At 39.5% G+C, this 16,793-nt stretch carries 14 protein-coding genes; 3 read left to right on the top strand and 11 right to left on the bottom strand.

The annotated features are described in order from the left end of the window. Window positions 1-3: 3 nt before the first annotated feature. The 9 genes from ACFFIP_RS02975 to rsmA all read right to left on the bottom strand — a co-directional run bounded on the left by ACFFIP_RS02975 (window position 4) and on the right by rsmA (window position 11,179). On the bottom strand, window positions 4-3,372 hold the full coding sequence (locus tag ACFFIP_RS02975; protein WP_382386076.1) for a SusC/RagA family TonB-linked outer membrane protein: 3,369 nt from the start codon (window positions 3,370-3,372) through the stop codon (window positions 4-6). 123 nt (window positions 3,373-3,495) lie between these two features. Further along, window positions 3,496-4,587 (bottom strand): FecR family protein, encoded by a 1,092-nt coding sequence (locus ACFFIP_RS02980; RefSeq protein WP_382386077.1) that lies wholly within the window; start codon window positions 4,585-4,587, stop codon window positions 3,496-3,498. 54 nt (window positions 4,588-4,641) lie between these two features. Further along, window positions 4,642-5,256: an RNA polymerase sigma factor gene (locus tag ACFFIP_RS02985; RefSeq protein WP_382386078.1), complete on the bottom strand. Its 615-nt coding sequence runs from the start codon at window positions 5,254-5,256 to the stop codon at window positions 4,642-4,644. A gap of 163 nt (window positions 5,257-5,419) precedes the next feature. Beyond that, window positions 5,420-6,733 carry a xylose isomerase gene (gene xylA / locus ACFFIP_RS02990; RefSeq protein ID WP_382386079.1) on the bottom strand — a complete coding sequence of 438 codons (1,314 nt, stop codon included), beginning with the start codon at window positions 6,731-6,733 and terminating at the stop codon, window positions 5,420-5,422. 183 nt (window positions 6,734-6,916) lie between these two features. Beyond that, window positions 6,917-7,312 (bottom strand): HIT family protein, encoded by a 396-nt coding sequence (locus ACFFIP_RS02995; RefSeq protein ID WP_382386080.1) that lies wholly within the window; start codon window positions 7,310-7,312, stop codon window positions 6,917-6,919. Window positions 7,313-7,363: 51 nt separating this feature from the next. Continuing rightward, complete coding sequence (greA, locus tag ACFFIP_RS03000) at window positions 7,364-7,837, bottom strand: transcription elongation factor GreA (RefSeq protein WP_382386081.1); 474 nt, start codon at window positions 7,835-7,837, stop codon at window positions 7,364-7,366. Window positions 7,838-7,995: 158 nt separating this feature from the next. Further along, entirely contained in the window at window positions 7,996-8,937 is a 942-nt protein-coding gene (locus ACFFIP_RS03005) for a 2-hydroxyacid dehydrogenase (RefSeq protein WP_382386082.1), read from the bottom strand. Between the two features lie 104 nt (window positions 8,938-9,041). Next, on the bottom strand, window positions 9,042-10,409 hold the full coding sequence (mgtE, locus tag ACFFIP_RS03010) for a magnesium transporter (protein WP_382386083.1): 1,368 nt from the start codon (window positions 10,407-10,409) through the stop codon (window positions 9,042-9,044). Beyond that, on the bottom strand, window positions 10,397-11,179 hold the full coding sequence (rsmA, locus tag ACFFIP_RS03015) for a 16S rRNA (adenine(1518)-N(6)/adenine(1519)-N(6))-dimethyltransferase RsmA (protein WP_382386159.1): 783 nt from the start codon (window positions 11,177-11,179) through the stop codon (window positions 10,397-10,399). Before rsmA ends, mgtE begins: the two co-directional genes overlap by 13 nt. A 193-nt stretch (window positions 11,180-11,372) precedes the next feature. Here rsmA and pdxA point away from each other — a divergent pair, with 193 nt between their 5' ends. Continuing rightward, window positions 11,373-12,398, top strand: coding sequence for a 4-hydroxythreonine-4-phosphate dehydrogenase PdxA (pdxA, locus tag ACFFIP_RS03020; RefSeq protein ID WP_382386084.1), 1,026 nt, complete (start codon window positions 11,373-11,375; stop codon window positions 12,396-12,398). 64 nt (window positions 12,399-12,462) lie between these two features. Here pdxA and ACFFIP_RS03025 read toward each other — a convergent pair whose 3' ends face one another. After that, the gene (locus ACFFIP_RS03025) at window positions 12,463-13,800 is read right to left on the bottom strand and encodes a S41 family peptidase (RefSeq protein WP_382386085.1); all 1,338 of its coding nucleotides are present in this window, start codon (window positions 13,798-13,800) and stop codon (window positions 12,463-12,465) included. A 51-nt stretch (window positions 13,801-13,851) separates the two neighbouring features. After that, the gene (locus ACFFIP_RS03030) at window positions 13,852-14,241 is read right to left on the bottom strand and encodes a Dabb family protein (RefSeq protein ID WP_382386086.1); all 390 of its coding nucleotides are present in this window, start codon (window positions 14,239-14,241) and stop codon (window positions 13,852-13,854) included. Between the two features lie 77 nt (window positions 14,242-14,318). Here ACFFIP_RS03030 and ACFFIP_RS03035 point away from each other — a divergent pair, with 77 nt between their 5' ends. Together ACFFIP_RS03035 and ACFFIP_RS03040 are read left to right on the top strand one after the other, a co-directional pair. After that, window positions 14,319-15,305, top strand: a complete 987-nt coding sequence (locus ACFFIP_RS03035; protein WP_382386087.1) for an aldo/keto reductase — start codon at window positions 14,319-14,321, stop codon at window positions 15,303-15,305. Between the two features lie 58 nt (window positions 15,306-15,363). After that, a complete protein-coding gene (locus tag ACFFIP_RS03040; RefSeq protein ID WP_382386088.1) occupies window positions 15,364-16,677 on the top strand; it encodes a glycosyltransferase family 4 protein in 1,314 nt (437 codons plus the stop codon). Window positions 16,678-16,793: the final 116 nt, after the last annotated feature.

Here is a 16,793-nt window from a genome sequence, read left to right on the forward strand (position 1 = left end):
GCTTTAAAGTTTGATATTCAGACCCAAAGTGTAGATTGCTGGGATAGGATATACCTGCCTATCGATACCATTGGCAACTTCAGGATTGAAGCCGTTGTAATTGAACAAGGTGAGCGGCCTTTCAGCGGTAAATGTCACCCTTGTCGCCGGCATTGGAACACCAAAAAGAGATTTGTCCAATAGATTGTAAGATACTCTAACGTTTTGTATCCTGAAGTAAGATCCGCTTTCCACAAAGTAGTCGCTCATATTTTGGTTCCAACCTTTTCTCAACCCAGCAGCAGAGGGATATTTGTCTGAAGTGCCTTCACCTCTCCAAAGATTCTCTGCCAATTCCGCATCAATGTTGGTGTCATTGGTAAAGATCAACTCCCCTCTTTTTCTATTCAGAATGCTATATCCAGCCTGTCCCTGTACCAATGCTGAAACATCGAAATTTTTGTAAGTGAATCCCATATTGAATCCATAGGTAAGTTTAGGTAAGAATGAGCCCAAAACTACCCTGTCCTGATCATTGATGATTCCATCACCGTTTTGATCCACAAATTGAAAATCTCCAGGTTGTAAATTATTCTCAGCGATAAATTGGGAAGTGTATCCGCTTTGGTCAATTTGCTGTTGATTCTGGAATACACCAGCTACCTGATAACCGTAGAATGCCTGAAACGGCTGACCAACAATAGATCTCTGACGGAATTCAGCAGAACCGCCATCCAAATATTGTGGTCCTCCTAGACTGAGCACCTGATTCTTAAGCGTTGCAAAATTCCCCCCTATATAATAAGAGAAATCTTTGCTCACCCTATCTTCCCAATTCAACGTAAATTCCAACCCTTGATTTCTAATTTCTCCCACACTCCTTCTTTCTGTTGCCCTAAATACAGGAGGAATGATATTTACAGCCAGATTTCTAGTATCTCTGATGAAGTAGTCTGCATCTAATGACAGCCTATTATTCAGGAATTTAGCATTGAAACCGAAGTTTTTTTCAACTGTGGTTTCCCATCTATCGATCAAGTCAAAAGTTGGATTCAACCTTCTACCGAATATAAGAACATCATTGATGGCTGTGGAAGTCTCTTGTATCGTTGGCCTTCCCACAGACGGTCTGATGCCATCATTACCCAACTGCCCCCAAGAAGCCCTTAGCTTAAAGAAGTCAATAGCCGAAACATTAAAGAATCTTTCAGAGGACACCACCCAACCTGCACCTATAGTGGCAAAATTTCCCCACTTCTGCTGAAACTTATTGTTCCCATCTCTTCTGAAGGTACCATAAAGCAAGTATCTGTCATCATAATTGTATGACAATCGGCCAAAATAAGACATGAAGAAAAGCCTGGAATTGATAACATCTCCAGTATCTCCAATTCCATTGATATCAAAGTTGGTTGCATTGGACAAATACCAGAAGTTCTCTAAAGTCCTATCCGGAATTGGGGAAATACCTGTTCCTCTTGCAAACAAAACTTCTGAATATTCACTCCTGAAAGATTGGCCCAAAACAGCAGTGAAGCTATGCTTATCGATATAGTCGGTATAGGTAAAGAAATTATCCCAAACCTGGTCAAATCTTGCAAAATTGGTTCTCCCGATGGAAGACTGGAAATCTGTGACACCATCGTTGAAATCAAAACCTACATTTCTTGAGTTGATAATTTCAAGAGCATAATTATAGGCTGTCCTGAATGAAAGTTTGCTAGGCAGAATTTCAAAATCAGCATAGAAATTACCCAATACCTTACCGACATGGTTTCGGTTATCATTGTATAACAAACTATAATAAGGATTCTGTCTGTTTCTGTAACCTAGACGTTGTGCATTGGAAAGTCTAAATGGCTCAGCTTGTGTATTCAGGTCATCGTACACTGGAAGAATTGGAACAGCAAAATAAGCCTGGAACCAAGCTCCGTCATCACCGTTATACTGACGGGCAACGCTGACATTGAAATTACCTCCAACGGTTAGCCAATCTCTGACATCAGTATCAATTTTTGCCCTAAAATTCAATCTTTTGTACTCATTTCTGGTATCATTTAGAAGACCTTTTTGGTCGAAATAAGAACCTCCCAAAGAGTACCTGGTAGTTTCATTCCCTCCGTTAAAACTCAAATTATGGTTCTGAATGGCTGCAGGACTCATGATCTCTGCATACCAATCCGTATTGACATTTGGGATACTAGGGTCAATCCTGCTCCTACCAAATCTCTGCATGGCATTGTTGACGAAGGCTATATCAGCAGTAGATCCTGTTTCATTAATATAACGGACAAATTGCTGGGCATTGGCCATTTTCAAAACATTCTGAGGAACCTGGGTACCATAGTAAGAATCGATAATGATTTCTGGTTTTTGGTTATACTTTCCTGACTTGGTTTCAATCAGCACCACACCATTGGATGCCCTCACACCATAAATAGCAGAAGCAGAAGCATCTTTCAAGACGTTAATGGTCTCGATATCATTTGGGTTCAAGAAGTCAATATTGTCAAAAAACATTCCATCCACCACATACAATGGTGCTGCATTGCCTTCAAATGAACCAACGCCCCTAACCCTTACGGTTGGAGAAGCGCCAGGTGCACCATTACTGACAATCTGAACACCCGCTACCCTTCCCTGCAATGCCTGCATAGCATTAGGAGTTGGCGTTTGTGTGATCACATCCGTCTTAAGTGTGGCTATTGAGGAAGTCAAATCCCTTTCTTTTAGGGTACCATAACCTACGACTACCACCTCGCCTAAAGAAGAAATATCCTCACGCATAGTGACATTAATGGTATTGGTATTTCCAATAACGAAACGCTGTGTCTCAAAGCCTACAAATGAAAAAACCAAAGCATCTTCTGGATTTGCATCAATGGAATATTTACCATCAATGTCAGTAACAGTACCTCTGCTGGTTCCTTCTACGACAACAGTCACTCCTGGTAATGGCTGACCGGATGGGTCAACTACGGTTCCGGTAACCGTAACTTCAGGTTGTAATACTACCTGAACTGGTTGTCTCGAATCAGATTTCTTTACATGTATATTTTCGTTGACCTGTTTGAAATCCAAACCGGTCTGAACAGATATTTCACTTAGGATATCATAAAGAGACATGGAATTAGCCTCTACCGAAACTTTCCCTGCATCTTTCACGTCTCGGTTGACATAAACAAAATTAAATCCAGCATTCTTTTCAATGACTTCGAAAGCTTTGGATAAATTTTGCTCTTTCAATGAAACTGAAAGATACACATTCTCTATGCTTTTAGCTTGGTCATCAGCAGCCTTTACTTTGGCACCTATCCCCATTAAAAGAAAAGCTAAAGCAATAGAAAATAATTTTAGCATGTTAAAAACATAGCGCCGTAAAATATTTTTCATAATTTTTTAAGGTTTTTGGATTGTGTTAATCGTTGGTTTCCACCTTCAATAGTTGTGGTGTATTAACTGTCAGAGACAGTTGATAATCAAATGATGCTTAATTCCATAGGCATTAACGTTAGTTTATTTGAAAGTTATTTTGATTTGTTTGGCATTGATTTCATAATTAAACCCAGCAGAATAGCTGAGACCTGATAGCAGGTTTTTCAAAGTCTGATCCTGGTATTTTCCGGTAACTTTTATTTCCTTTTTGGGGCTGTTCACAAAAGTGATGTCCACACCATACCATTTTTCGAGAATATCAAAAACCTCCTTAATGTCGGTGTCTTTCAAGTAGATAATCTTTTTGGTCCACGCCAAAACCTCCTCTTCATCAAAATCAGACACTTTAATACCATTATCACCATCCGAATAGGAAGCTGCTTTACCAGGCAATAAAAATTCTTCTTCTTCCGGTGTAGCTACTTTTACTTTACCTTCAAGCAAAGAAACTTTCAGTTCCTTACCCTCAATGGCTTTAATATTAAAGGCCGTACCTAACGCTGTTGTTACCAAATCTCCAGAATGTACTGAAAATGGCTTAAGCTCGTCTTTTGCAACTTCAAAATAGGCTTCACCTTCAAGATAAATTTCTCTTCTATCTCCTTCGAAATTTTTCAAGTGTCTCAATACAGTTTCAGCATTGGCGGTAATCCGGGTACCATCAGTCAACATAAAAACAGATTTCTGACCTTTCGGAACTTTGTGTTCTACCCATTCCAACTGAGCTATTTCTTCCATAGGCTTGAAAGCATCGGAAGTCATCAAAAGGTATGTCAAACCGGCCGCCATCAAAAAAATCAGCAAAAATGTGAAATTGACAAAAGTTCTTTTTTTACGAATACTTGGTCTCACTAATTCCCTGTCCTTCATGCCCACCCGCACATTTGGGACTATTGAAATCACTTTTGATTCTTTGCCTGCTATTTCTACGGTAGATACTGAATCTTCAATTAGTTGCCACAATGCCTCTTCTTTTTCGGCTGTCCAAGGATTTACTTTTCTGGACATATTGATGACCAAAATCCTTGCTTTTTGGATATCTGCTTGTTTATGGGGATGCTCAAGAAGAAATTCTTCCCAAAGGGTTCTATTAGCGTTATTGGGATTTAAGACCCATAATCTAAATTCCGGGTCGAGGACAAAGTCTTCTATGCTATAATCGCTTCTGCTCATAATTCACTATTCTGAATACATGAGTCAAGAAGACCTGAAAGTTATCCTTCGATCTTAAAAAAAGTTAAAAAGAATTTCCAGTAAACATATAAGCCACAAGAAGCCCAAGTGTTTTTTCAGGCTTTTAATTGCTTTCCAGGCTAAAGTATAAACTGATCTAAGATTTATTTCCAGAATTTTGGAGCATTCTTCGTAGCTCAGTTTTTCAAAAAATAAGTATTGGATGACCTCTTTTTGTCTAAGCGGAAGGTTTTCGATACCATTGGCCAATCTCCTCTTTAAATCCTCATCTTGTTGTCTTGAAATCCACTCATCTTCAGCTGAACCTATAGAAAATAAATCTTCTTTACCAGTAAATCCAACTTTAGGCTGTTTGGCTTGAGATTTTTTTGCCCTTTTAATTTTATTTGACAGGGATCTAAAAAGATACAATTTAAGGTTTTCTGGCTCAGAAAGATTCTTTTGGTACCTCCATAAATCTAAGAACAATTCATGAATGCTATCCAGTACTAATGCATCGTCTTGGACCAAGGACATTCCAAACCTAAAAAGCTCAGCTGAGAAAATTCTGTATATCACTTCAAGCCCCTTTACATCACCAGACCTCAGCATTTCCCATGCTTGATGATCAGAGAGTTGGTTGAGGTTATGGCTAGGATCAGGACTCATCGATACCAAAATTACAATTCCTCATCTTACAATTCAAAAAACTACAAGGATAAACTCCATAAAAATCAGGTTATCAGAAAGAATGATTTAACAAGTTAAGTTAAAAAAACCAGCAGAGTTTTCCCTGCTGGCCCTTTCGAAATCCGACTTTCGAAATCCTATTTTAAATAAACTCATTCAAAATATTCTCGTAAAGCTCCTGCTTGCCACTGGTTTGCTTTGGCTCCCCAACAGATATTGCATGCGCCCTAAGATCTTCCAATGAAAGCTTGCCTTCTTCAAAAGCTTTTCCTTTACCGGAATCAAATGAAGCATAACGCTTTTGTCTCAATTCTGTATAGGCAGATTCTTCCAAAATTCTATCTGCAATCAACAATCCTCTTGCAAATGCATCCATAGACCCTATATGTGCCAAGAACAAATCTTCCAGATCTGTAGAATTTCTTCTCACTTTGGCGTCAAAATTCACACCTCCACCTTGTATACCACCGCTCTGCAAAATCACCAACATGGCTTCTGTCAATTCCTGTAAGTTGATCGCAAACTGATCTGTATCCCATCCATTTTGATAATCACCACGGTTGGCATCAATAGAGCCCAACATACCTGCATCAGCTGCTACCTGCAATTCATGTTGAAAAGTATGTCCGGCCAAAGTGGCGTGATTGACCTCAATATTGATTTTGAAATCCTTATCCAATCCATGATGACGCAAGAACCCAACCACAGTGGCAGAATCATAATCATACTGATGCTTGGTAGGTTCCATTGGCTTAGGTTCAATCAGGAAATTCCCTTTAAACCCTTTAGATCTTGCATAGTCCCTAGCCATGGTGAGGAATTTGGCCAAATGTTCAGTTTCTCTCTTCATATCGGTGTTCAACAAGGACATATAACCTTCACGGCCACCCCAGAACACATAATTTTCCCCGCCCAATTTGATGGTTGCATCGATCGAATTCTTCACTTGCGTGCCAGCCCATGCCACTACATCAAAATCCGGGTTGGTGGAAGCTCCGTTCATATACCTCGGGTTACTGAATACATTGGCAGTACCCCAAAGCAATTTCACACCTGTTTCTTTTTGTTTTTGAAGCGCATAATCTGTGATGATCTGCATGCGCTCCTCATACTCCTCTATAGTAGCACCCTCGTCAATCAAGTCAACATCATGAAAACAATAATACTCAGCACCAATCTTGGTAAAAAACTCAAAGGCTGCATCCATTTTATCTTTGGCTCTTTGGACAGCATCAGAAGAAGCATCCCAAGGTCTAGCCATTGTACCAGGACCAAATGGATCAGCGCCGGTGGCACAGAAAGTATGCCAATAGGCAATAGCAAATTTAAAATGATCTTTCATGGCCTTTCCTGCCACAACCTGATCGGGATTATAATATTTGAAAGCAAAGGGATTTTTAGAGCCTTTTCCTTCAAACTTGATCTTGTCAATTCCTGGAAAATAAGTCTTAGACATAAATTTTGGGTTTTTAATAGGTTTAATAAAATTAGAGTGTAGCAAATTATCCATTTTTCCTGAATATGGAAAACGTTTGCATTATACTACTGAAATAAGTTTTATAAGCGGTTTACAATTGAAAATTTAACCATTTCAAATCAATGATAAAGGATTATCAAGTGGCTTTGAAACCAGCACTTTTTAAGCTAGTCCTTTCCTGATCGTCTCACCAATCTCAGCCAGTTCTTCTTGTGTCAATTTCAATTTTGGTCTTGTAAAATTGATATCGTCCATTGTCCTAAGCGGAACAAGATGCACGTGTACATGCGGCACTTCCAGCCCGATCACTGTCACCCCTACTCGGGTACATTTGATTGTTTTATCAATGGCTTTGGCAACTTTCTTGGCAAAAACATGTAATCCCGCCAAGACATCGTCTTCCAAATCAAAAATATAGTTCACCTCAGCCTTTGGAACAACCAAAACATGCCCTCTGACCAAAGGCATAATATCCAGAAAAGCGATGTAATTATCATCCTCTGCAATAATTTCTGCGGGGATTTCTCTGTTGATGATTTTTGTAAATATGCTTGCCATGGGGTAAAAATAAAAAATCCCGAGGGAGAAACCATCGGGACTGTATAATATTTAATAATTGATATCAAGGACTTCAAATTCCAAAACACCCGCCGGTGCATTGATCTGAGCAATTTCACCAACGGTTTTGCCCAGCAATCCTTTTCCAAACGGAGAACCCAAAGAAATCTTACCTGCTTTAAGATCTGCTTCTTCTTCAGATACCAAAGTGTAAGTCACGGTCATTCCGTTTTTGACATTTTTGATTTTCACCGTACTTAAGATACCTACTTTGGAGGTGTCCAATTTAGAGTTGTCCATTACCCTAGCATTACCCACAACTTCCTCAAGCTTGGCAATTTTAAGTTCCAACAGCCCTTGGGCATCTTTAGCGGCATCATATTCAGCATTTTCACTCAGATCGCCCTTATCTCTTGCTTCAGCGATCTGTTTTGCGATATCCGCACGTCCTTTGGTTTTCAGCTCCTGAAGCTCCTCTTTCAGCTTCCTAAGTCCTTCTTCAGTATAATACTGTATTTTTCCCATGGTATTAAAATTATATGTGCTATGAAAAATAGAAGAAACGGTCTCATTGCTGAAACCGTTTCTCCTATACTTTTTGCTTATGTAATGAAACAAAGGTAATCAAATCAATTTCAGAAAGCAATATATGGCCTCAAAAGAAAAACTGCTTACAGATTTGATCAATAAATCACACCTCTCACTTTCATTTTTTCAACTAGTACTTGATTGATCTTTTCATAGGATTGAAAGGTCCAACCGGCTACATGGGGACTGAAAACAACATTTTCTCTTTTGGCTAATTTAGCAAAGGAAGCTTTTTGCTCCTCAGAAAACGCACTGAATTTTTCATTTTCCAAAACATCCAAAACCGCCCCTTTCAATACCCCCAGATCTAAAGCCTTATTCAATGTTTCAAACGAAATAATCTCACCTCTCGCAGTATTGATGAGATAAAAGGGTTTTTTGAATTTATTGAGGATCTCCAAACTTAAAAAATCCTTCGTTTCCGGTGTCAATGGCACATGTAGACTTAAAACATCAGCATGTTCAACTAATTCAGTAAAATCCACCTCTTCCACAAACTGATTTCCAAATCCTTTCTTGTATTTGTCATAGGCAATGATACGGACATCAAAACCAATTAGCTTTTTGGCAAAGGCAGAACCCATATTTCCATAACCCATTATGCCAACCGTTTTTCCCTGTAACTCTTCTCCCCTATTTTCTTCCCTCTTCCAAACTCCTTTCCTGACTTGAAGGTCTGCGCGATTAATATGATTGAACAAAGCCAACAATCCTCCAATAGCATGTTCACCTACAGCATCTTTGTTGCCTTCCGCTGCATGAAAAAGCTGAATATCGTGTTCTGCTAAGTAAGCTAGGTCAATCTTATCCAAGCCGGCTCCAGCTCTTCCGATAAACTTCAGTTTTGTTGCTTTTTCAAGTAGTTCCCGGTCTATTGGTGTTTTTGACCTGATGATCAGACCGACATAGTCCCCTACTATTTCCAATATTTCCTGCCGCTTGATTTCGGGTCTGTAATCCACAGTCAGCCCTTCTGATTCCAACATTGGAATAATCGAAAGGTGCATTTCATCTATGATCAATACCTTCTTTGACACAATCATCTCATTGAATTCATAATTTTTAACCCAGCTCGATATTATAAGCTACCAGTTATCTTTTTTGGTGAATCTCTTTTTCAAACCTCCACGATCCTTCCCACTTAAAGTTTCAACAAAGCCATGGCAACACCAAAATAAACTGCCAATCCCAATAGGTCATTGGCAGTGGTAATAAAAGGGCCTGAGGCCATAGCGGGATTGATACCAAATCTATCCAAAACCAAAGGAGTAACTGTACCCATAAAAGACGCCAATAAAACTACACAAAACATAGCCAGGCCTATTGTCAGACCAAATATGCTTTCAAAACCATATATAAATACAACTACTAAAAATACAAATGAACCAAGAACAATACCGTTGACCAAGGCGATCAAGAGACCTTTGATAAACCTTTGCCATGGAGTATCATTAAAAACTGACTTTGAGGCCAAGGTCTGAACCACCAGAGAAGAGGATTGGATCCCAACATTTCCACCTGTAGCAGCTACCAAAGGTATAAATGAGACTAAAGCGATATACTTGCTCAAACCATCTTCAAAAAAACCAATAATCTGTGCGCCCATTAATCCACCAATCACTCCAATCAGAAGCCAGGGCAAGCGTGCTTTTGAAATCCTGAATATGGAATCAGATTCTTCTACATCGGCAGATATACCAGTCATAGCCTGCATATCTTCTTCAGATTGTTCACGGATCAAATCCAGGACGTCATCCACAGTAATTCTTCCTACCAATCTGTTTTTGGCATTGGTAACTGGAACTGACTCCAAATCGTACTTACGCATAATCTCTGCTACTTCTTCTCCCTCCATATGGGTAGGGACAGAAATCAGTTCCGGCTCGTATATGTCAGATATCTTGGTGTCAGAAGAGGCCAGGATGATCTTTTTCAAGGAAACCCTTCCCAATAAATGCTGCTTATTGTCTACCACGTAGATAGAATAGATTTTTTCTACCTTTTCAGCTTGCCTTCTGATCTCTTCGATAGTCTGAACTACATTCCAGTTTTGATTGGCTTTGATAAATTCTTTGGCCATCAGACCACCTGCAGAATATTCATCATAACGCAACAGGTCCAGAATGTTGGCTGACTTTTCTTTTTCCTGAAGATAAGAAATCACATCCTCCCTTTCTTTGGTAGGCATCAGGATCAATATATCTACTGCATCATCAGACTCCATCTGATCAATCAGTGCAGCCAATTCCGAAGGCTCCATTTCCCTGATCACTTTGATCAAAGAATCTTCATCCAACTCAATCAGGATATCCGCTGCTGTATCAGAGGGCAAAAGTCTAAGAACATAAATAGCCTCCTCTAAATCCAGCTCATCCAAAAGTGCCGCAATATCAGCTACATTGGCACCATCAAATGATTCAATGATGAAATCGTTATCCTGAAATGCTATGCCTTCCCGAAGGCTTTCCAGGTATTCTTTGGATAATTCAAATGATTTTATTGGTTCCAAGATTCCTGTAATTTATTTGTCAGTGAAACAAATTCTTCTACACCCAACTGTTCTGCCCTTTTGTCCAAAATCGGATCTTCCTTAAGTTCATCCGTCAGACCAAAGGACTTTAGACAATTTCTTAGGGTTTTTCTTCTGGTTCCAAAGCCTTGTTTGACCACTCGGAAAAACAGTTTCTCGTTACAAGCAAGTTGCTGCACATGATTGCGCTTTAACCTGATCACACCAGAATTTACCTTTGGAGGGGGATTGAACACACCCGGAGGAACAGTAAACAGGTACTCAATATCATAAAATGCCTGCAATAAGACAGACAAAATACCATAATCTTTATTGCCTTTTGGGGAAGCAATCCTTTGCGCAACTTCTTTTTGCAACATACAGACCACCTCTGTCACCATATTTCTTTCCTCCAGAATTTTAAAGAAAATCTGAGAAGAAATATTGTATGGAAAGTTCCCTGCAACTGCATAGGGCCCTTGCATGATTGATCCAAAATCCTTTTTCAAATAATCCGCCTCAATGATCTTTTCACTAAGGGATGGATATTTCTGATGGAGATATTGAATGGATTCTGTATCAATATCAACCAAATAAAGATCCCAAGGACCTAACATCAGAAAATCAGTAAGTACCCCCATACCAGGTCCGATTTCAAGGACTTTTTTGATTCCTTGGTGCCCTGTCACCGCCTTGGCGATTTTTTCAGCGATACTGAGATCCGTCAGAAAATGCTGTCCAAGGTGTTTTTTGGGTTTGACCTTCTCCATTGCCTTTGCTATGATTATTTTATATAAATTGCAGTTCAAAAATAAGTGATTTATCACAAAGCCTTACTATAAACCTTGAACTCATTCTCTTCAATTCAGTGACATTTAAATGGCCGGTGAATCAAACCGGGACCAGAAATATGTAGGAGATCATAAAAATAAATTTTAAAAACGAAGCTATTGTTTAAGTATAATGAACCCAAGAAAAAATAAACCCGTCATCGGAATAAGTATAGGAGATATTAATGGAATCGGACCTGAAGTTACCATCAAGGCACTTTTGGACAACAGGTTGTTGAAAATGGTCACACCTGTCATATACGGTCATGGAAAGGTAATAACCTTTTACCGTAAGCAGTTGGAACTTGAAGATTTCAACTTTATGCAAATCCGAAGTATTGAAGAAGTCCACCATAAAAAAATCAATGTCATCAATGTGGTAGAGGAAAGCCCTGAAGTTATTCCTGGTGTGGAAACTCAGGAAGCCGGGAAAATGGCATTGGCTGCTTTGGACCACGCCATCAAAGATCTGAAAGATGGAAAAATAGATGGATTAGTAACTGCCCCGCTCAACAAAAACAATATCAACAGTCCTGAAAAAAAATTCATTGGTCATACAGAATACCTGACTGAGGCTTTTGAAATAAAGGAAAGCTTGATGTTTCTCGTTGCAGAAGATATTAGAGTTGGATTGGTGACCGGGCATATGCCATTGAAAAAAGTCGCGCAGCATGTGACAGCCGAAAACATCAGAAAAAAGCTGGACATCATGCTGAAATCTCTTCAGAATGATTTTGGTATTGGCAAACCAAGAGTGGCAGTTTTAGGTCTTAACCCCCATGCAGGAGAAGATGGCTTATTGGGAGATGAAGAAGAAAACATCATCAAACCAGTCATTAGGGAATACAAGGACAAAGCGCACTTGGTCTTCGGACCATATTCTTCAGATGGCTTCTTTGGCATGATGCACCAAAAAAAGTTTGATGGGGTTTTGGCTATGTATCACGATCAAGGCTTGATTCCTTTTAAATCCCTTGCTTTTGAAACGGGTGTAAATTTCACTGCAGGACTACCTATAGTAAGGACTTCTCCAGACCACGGCACAGCCTACAATATCGCGGGTAAAAAAATTGCAGACGACGGTTCAATGAGGGCTGCAATCATGGAGGCACATGATATCATCAAAAACAGAGGGGATTGGGAAGTTGAAGAAGACTGAAACATCGACCTAAAAACCAAAAAAAAGCGGCAAATGCCGCTTTTTTTGGTTTTATAGACCTCAATCAATACATCGGAAACTCTTTTTGCAAGCCTTCAAAAGCATCGATCATTTCCCATATAGGTTTATAATAAGTGGCAGTCATTCTTGAATTTACCCCACCGTTTCTAATGAAGTCCAGTGCAGCCGCCAACCTTCTTTCTTGCGGGTCTCCCCAGTTTCTTGCAGGATCATCGCCAACTTTAAAATTAGCCGGGAAACCATCAAAATAATCAGCCCTACCGTCAGCGTTTGCAATGGCGAATGTTATCGGAACCAATTCTACGTCATTTGTAGCCAAAGTCCTGTTAAATGAAGAAAGTGGAAAAGAGCCCACCGGCTTACCATAAGTATCATCACCAATGATATGCAGGTTCATATATGGATTTAGACAATTAATAAGCAATTCAGATGCAGAAGCAGAACCTCTAGAAGTAATGAATATAATTCTACTCAAATTCAGATTTCCAACTTTGTTAAAATTAACTGTTCTGTTGTTTTCAAACTTATTGCCATTGTGCCTATTGGTGTACATCGTTCTGCCAGAAGCTGAAGAAGGCACGAGATAGTTCAGAATCTGTTCTGTAACAGCTACAGATCCTCCCCCATTGTATCTTAGATCAATGATCAATTCATTTATCCCCTGCTGCTGAAAAAACGCAAATGAGTCATCAACTTCCTGACTTCTTGTGGGCGTAAGGCCTGCTGTTGCACGGAAACTTTGATACACCCAATGTCCTACTTTTTTGCCATCAACTTCATATACATCTCGGAGTAAAACAGAATTCGTCTGAAATGCTCCTTTTTCGATAGTTCTAGTGGTTTCAGAGCCATCAGGAAGCTTAAATTTGAAAGTATTTCTAACCCCAACGGTGTTTGCCCCCAAATCAAAAGAATAGCTGCCATTGCTGTTTCTGTAAGAAGAAATAGGTCTTCCATTAATTTCAATTATTTCCCATCCTCTTTGCCAACCGTCTTTTCCTGCGGGAGCTTCATCGTAAACAAAAGCGACAAAAAGACGCTCATTTTCATCAAATGCAAAACTGAATCCATGAGCCCCAGATGCCTGTCCTGTAAAGGAAGCATTAAATGCAGCGCTTGTGGTCAGGTAAGACCATCTGTCCAGAGGTCTAAACATCAGGTCATTCAACAAATCCGCATTAGAAGCATAACTTGATACATCAACCGATGTAGGCAAATCATTCGTCCAGTAATACCATTCCTTCATACTATCAAAAATCGCTTTCTTGATAGTATCTTCTACTTTCACCGGTTCAACTTCTTCTGATTCCGGATTACAGGAGGAGAATCCTACTACAAACACTAATAAAATACTCCAAATTTTTACTCTAAATGTACTCATTGATTTAAGCTGTATTTTTGGACTAATAACGAAGTCCATTTCATAATAGTTTTAAATTACAAAATCATATACTTTCACAGCTGACCATTTGTTTGAATTTCTTTCAATAAACTTCAAATGATCTGGGTCCACTTGGTAGGCATCCTGATCTTCTTTACTCTTGAAAAACAGGGTACAGGCTACCTGATAACTATGGTCCACCACATCCCTGGCTTCAGTAGGTGCCGGAGTGCCCATGTAAAATTTATGTACTGTTTTACATTTGCCCAATACCGCGGCTTCATTCATGAAATCTGCTACATTGACACCGTCTTTCAACCAGAAAAACACCTGGTGAATCATTTTTTGCTTGTTTGCTTGTTCTGCCATAAGATTAATAGGTAATGTTGCTGCAGCTCCCGCTACAGTTAAGGTTTGGAGAAATTTTCTTCTGGAATTCATTTTCATATTTTTAAAGGCATTAAATATAAAAATTTAAATTGCCTGATGAAACAGGTCTCGGAAATAATCGAAACAAAATGAAATACAGAACACTGGGAAAAACAGGCTGGAATGTCTCTGAGGTATCTCTTGGTACCTGGCAGGTTGGTGGAGGCTGGGGCGGCACATTTGACGAAAAAACGGCACATAAAATCCTTCACCATGCAATTGATCAGGGCATCAATTTTATTGATACAGCGGATGTTTATGATGCTGGATTAAGTGAGAAAGTAGTAGGAAAAGTCTTGAGAGAAAGGTCTGAAATGGTCTATATCGCAACCAAGTGTGGAAGACAGATCAATCCGCACATCGACAAAGGACATACACCTCAGGTATTGAGACAATTCGTAGAAGCTTCACTGAAAAACACAGGCTTAGAAACAATCGATCTCATTCAACTGCATTGCCCTCCTAGTTCTGTCTACCAAAGATCGGAGATTTTTGAACTTTTTGAAAAACTCAAAGAAGAGGGAAAAATCCAGGCGATGGGGGTTAGTGTGGAATTGGTAGATGAAGCTATTACCGCCATGCAGTACGAAATCGTTTCAACCATTCAGATCATTTTCAATATGTTCAGACACAAGCCCGCAGAGCAACTCTTCAATAGGCCTGATATCTCCAAATATGGGATCATTGCTAGAGTACCTTTGGCTAGCGGATTATTAACCGGTAAGCTTCATTCACATACTGTTTTTGATCCTCAAGACCACCGCACTTTCAATAGAAATGGGGAAGCTTTTGATAAAGGAGAGACTTTCTCAGGAATTGACTTCCAAAAAGGGCTTTTGGCAGTGGAGGAACTTAAAGATATCTTTAAAGGAAACGAGCCTTTGGCAGCATGGGCAATCAAATGGGTATTGATGTTTCCTCAGGTAAGCACTGTTATACCAGGGGCTTCAAAAGTGGAACAGGTTTCTTCTAATCTACAAGCCATGAACTTACCTGAAATAAGTCCAAAAAAGATGGAAGCGGTAAGAAACATCTACGAAAAATATTTCAAAGCAGATATTCATCCTCTTTGGTAGGAAATACTACAGAAAGTGATTGAACTGAAACAACCTGCTTATACCTGACTTGTAACTTATGCAAATATCCGACTCCCAATCAAAAAAAAACGCAAGGGTCCTTATCATAACCTATTACTGGCCTCCCTCTGCAGGATCAGGAGTTCAGCGATGGTTGAAATTTGCAAAATATTTGCCTGAATTTGGTTGGGATCCGGTGATTTTCACTCCAGAAAATCCTGATTTTGAACTTAAAGATGAAACTTTATTGTCGGAAATCAGTGCACAAACAGAGGTCTTGAAATTTCCGATATGGGAACCCTACAATCTTTTTAGAAAACTCAAAAGAGAAAAAGCCGGAGATACTTCCAAAGTTTTGGAAAAGTCAAAAAGGAGCTTGATGGACAAGTTTGGAATTTGGCTTAGGGCAAATGCCATTATCCCTGATCCACGGGTATTCTGGGTGAAACCTTCGGTAAATTTCCTTCTTGACCTGGTCAATTCAGGACAATTTCAGGCTATCATCACTACCGGTCCTCCCCACAGTCTTCACTTGATTGGATTGCAGCTTCATCAAAAACACAAAATACCCTGGTTAGCAGATTTCAGGGATCCTTGGTCAAAATGGGAATTTCTTGACACATTACCCATGACTTCATGGGCAAGAAGAAAACACGAAAAACTTGAAAAAAAGGTCTTATCAAAGGCAACTGCGATAAGCACCATTAGTCCTATTTTTCAATCAGAGATGGAAGCCTTATCGAACAGAAAGGTAGACCTTCTGACCAATGGTTTTGATGAAGATGACCTTCCTGACGATTGGACTAAAAGAATTCCCTCCTCAAGTTCCTTTGAAATTGTCTATACAGGAGTTATTGATGCGATTAGAAATCCAATCCCTTTTCTGGAAGCCATGAAGTCCAGCTTAGCGCACAATAAGGGAAATGTCATGCTTCGGTTTGTAGGAAAAGTTTCAGATGGCGTGAAGACCTATATTCAAGCAGACGACTGGCTTTCGGCACATGTCAAGTTGGAAGGATACGTAAGCCATGAAAAGGTATTTGATTTCTACGGACAAGCCCATTTATTACTGTTGATTCTAACGGACACCAAAAATGCTAAAGGTAATATTCCGGGTAAACTTTTTGAATATATGGCTACAGGCAAACCGATCATTGCTTTGGGAGACCCGGATGGAGATGCCGCCGGAATTCTTCAAAAAGCTAACGCAGGAAAAGTTTATGCACACAGTGATATGGAAGGAATCAGGAAATTTCTTAGGGATTTCGAACCTGAGGTAAATCATACACCCTCTCCTGAAATCCAACAATATTCCCGTAAAAACCTGACCAAACAGTTGGCAATGATCCTTGACAGAATTTCCGACAAATAGTTCTGTTGTCACGCGTTTTCGAACGCGGGACTATGAATCAAGAGTTTTTAACTCAAATAATCCAAAAATTATACTGAGAAAAAGAGCTGGAAACCCAACATCCAATGTCCAGAGTT

The sequence above is a fragment of the Fontibacter flavus genome (genome assembly GCF_042432905.1).
In the GTDB taxonomy this organism is placed as follows: Bacteria; Bacteroidota; Bacteroidia; order Cytophagales; family Cyclobacteriaceae; genus Fontibacter; species Fontibacter flavus.

What these genes read in the sequence shown, in the direction of transcription:
- ACFFIP_RS02995 (WP_382386080.1), bottom strand. Translation starts at nt 7,312, where the DNA reads ATGGCAAGCATATTTACAAAAATCATCAACAGAGAAATCCCCGCAGAA.
- ACFFIP_RS03040 (WP_382386088.1), top strand. Translation starts at nt 15,364, where the DNA reads ATGCAAATATCCGACTCCCAATCAAAAAAAAACGCAAGGGTCCTTATC.
- ACFFIP_RS02985 (WP_382386078.1), bottom strand. Translation starts at nt 5,256, where the DNA reads ATGAGTCCTGATCCTAGCCATAACCTCAACCAACTCTCTGATCATCAA.
- pdxA (WP_382386084.1), top strand. Translation starts at nt 11,373, where the DNA reads ATGAACCCAAGAAAAAATAAACCCGTCATCGGAATAAGTATAGGAGAT.
- xylA (WP_382386079.1), bottom strand. Translation starts at nt 6,733, where the DNA reads ATGTCTAAGACTTATTTTCCAGGAATTGACAAGATCAAGTTTGAAGGA.
- greA (WP_382386081.1), bottom strand. Translation starts at nt 7,837, where the DNA reads ATGGGAAAAATACAGTATTATACTGAAGAAGGACTTAGGAAGCTGAAA.
- ACFFIP_RS02980 (WP_382386077.1), bottom strand. Translation starts at nt 4,587, where the DNA reads ATGAGCAGAAGCGATTATAGCATAGAAGACTTTGTCCTCGACCCGGAA.
- ACFFIP_RS03030 (WP_382386086.1), bottom strand. Translation starts at nt 14,241, where the DNA reads ATGAATTCCAGAAGAAAATTTCTCCAAACCTTAACTGTAGCGGGAGCT.
- ACFFIP_RS03035 (WP_382386087.1), top strand. Translation starts at nt 14,319, where the DNA reads ATGAAATACAGAACACTGGGAAAAACAGGCTGGAATGTCTCTGAGGTA.
- rsmA (WP_382386159.1), bottom strand. Translation starts at nt 11,179, where the DNA reads ATGGAGAAGGTCAAACCCAAAAAACACCTTGGACAGCATTTTCTGACG.
- ACFFIP_RS02975 (WP_382386076.1), bottom strand. Translation starts at nt 3,372, where the DNA reads ATGAAAAATATTTTACGGCGCTATGTTTTTAACATGCTAAAATTATTT.
- ACFFIP_RS03025 (WP_382386085.1), bottom strand. Translation starts at nt 13,800, where the DNA reads ATGAGTACATTTAGAGTAAAAATTTGGAGTATTTTATTAGTGTTTGTA.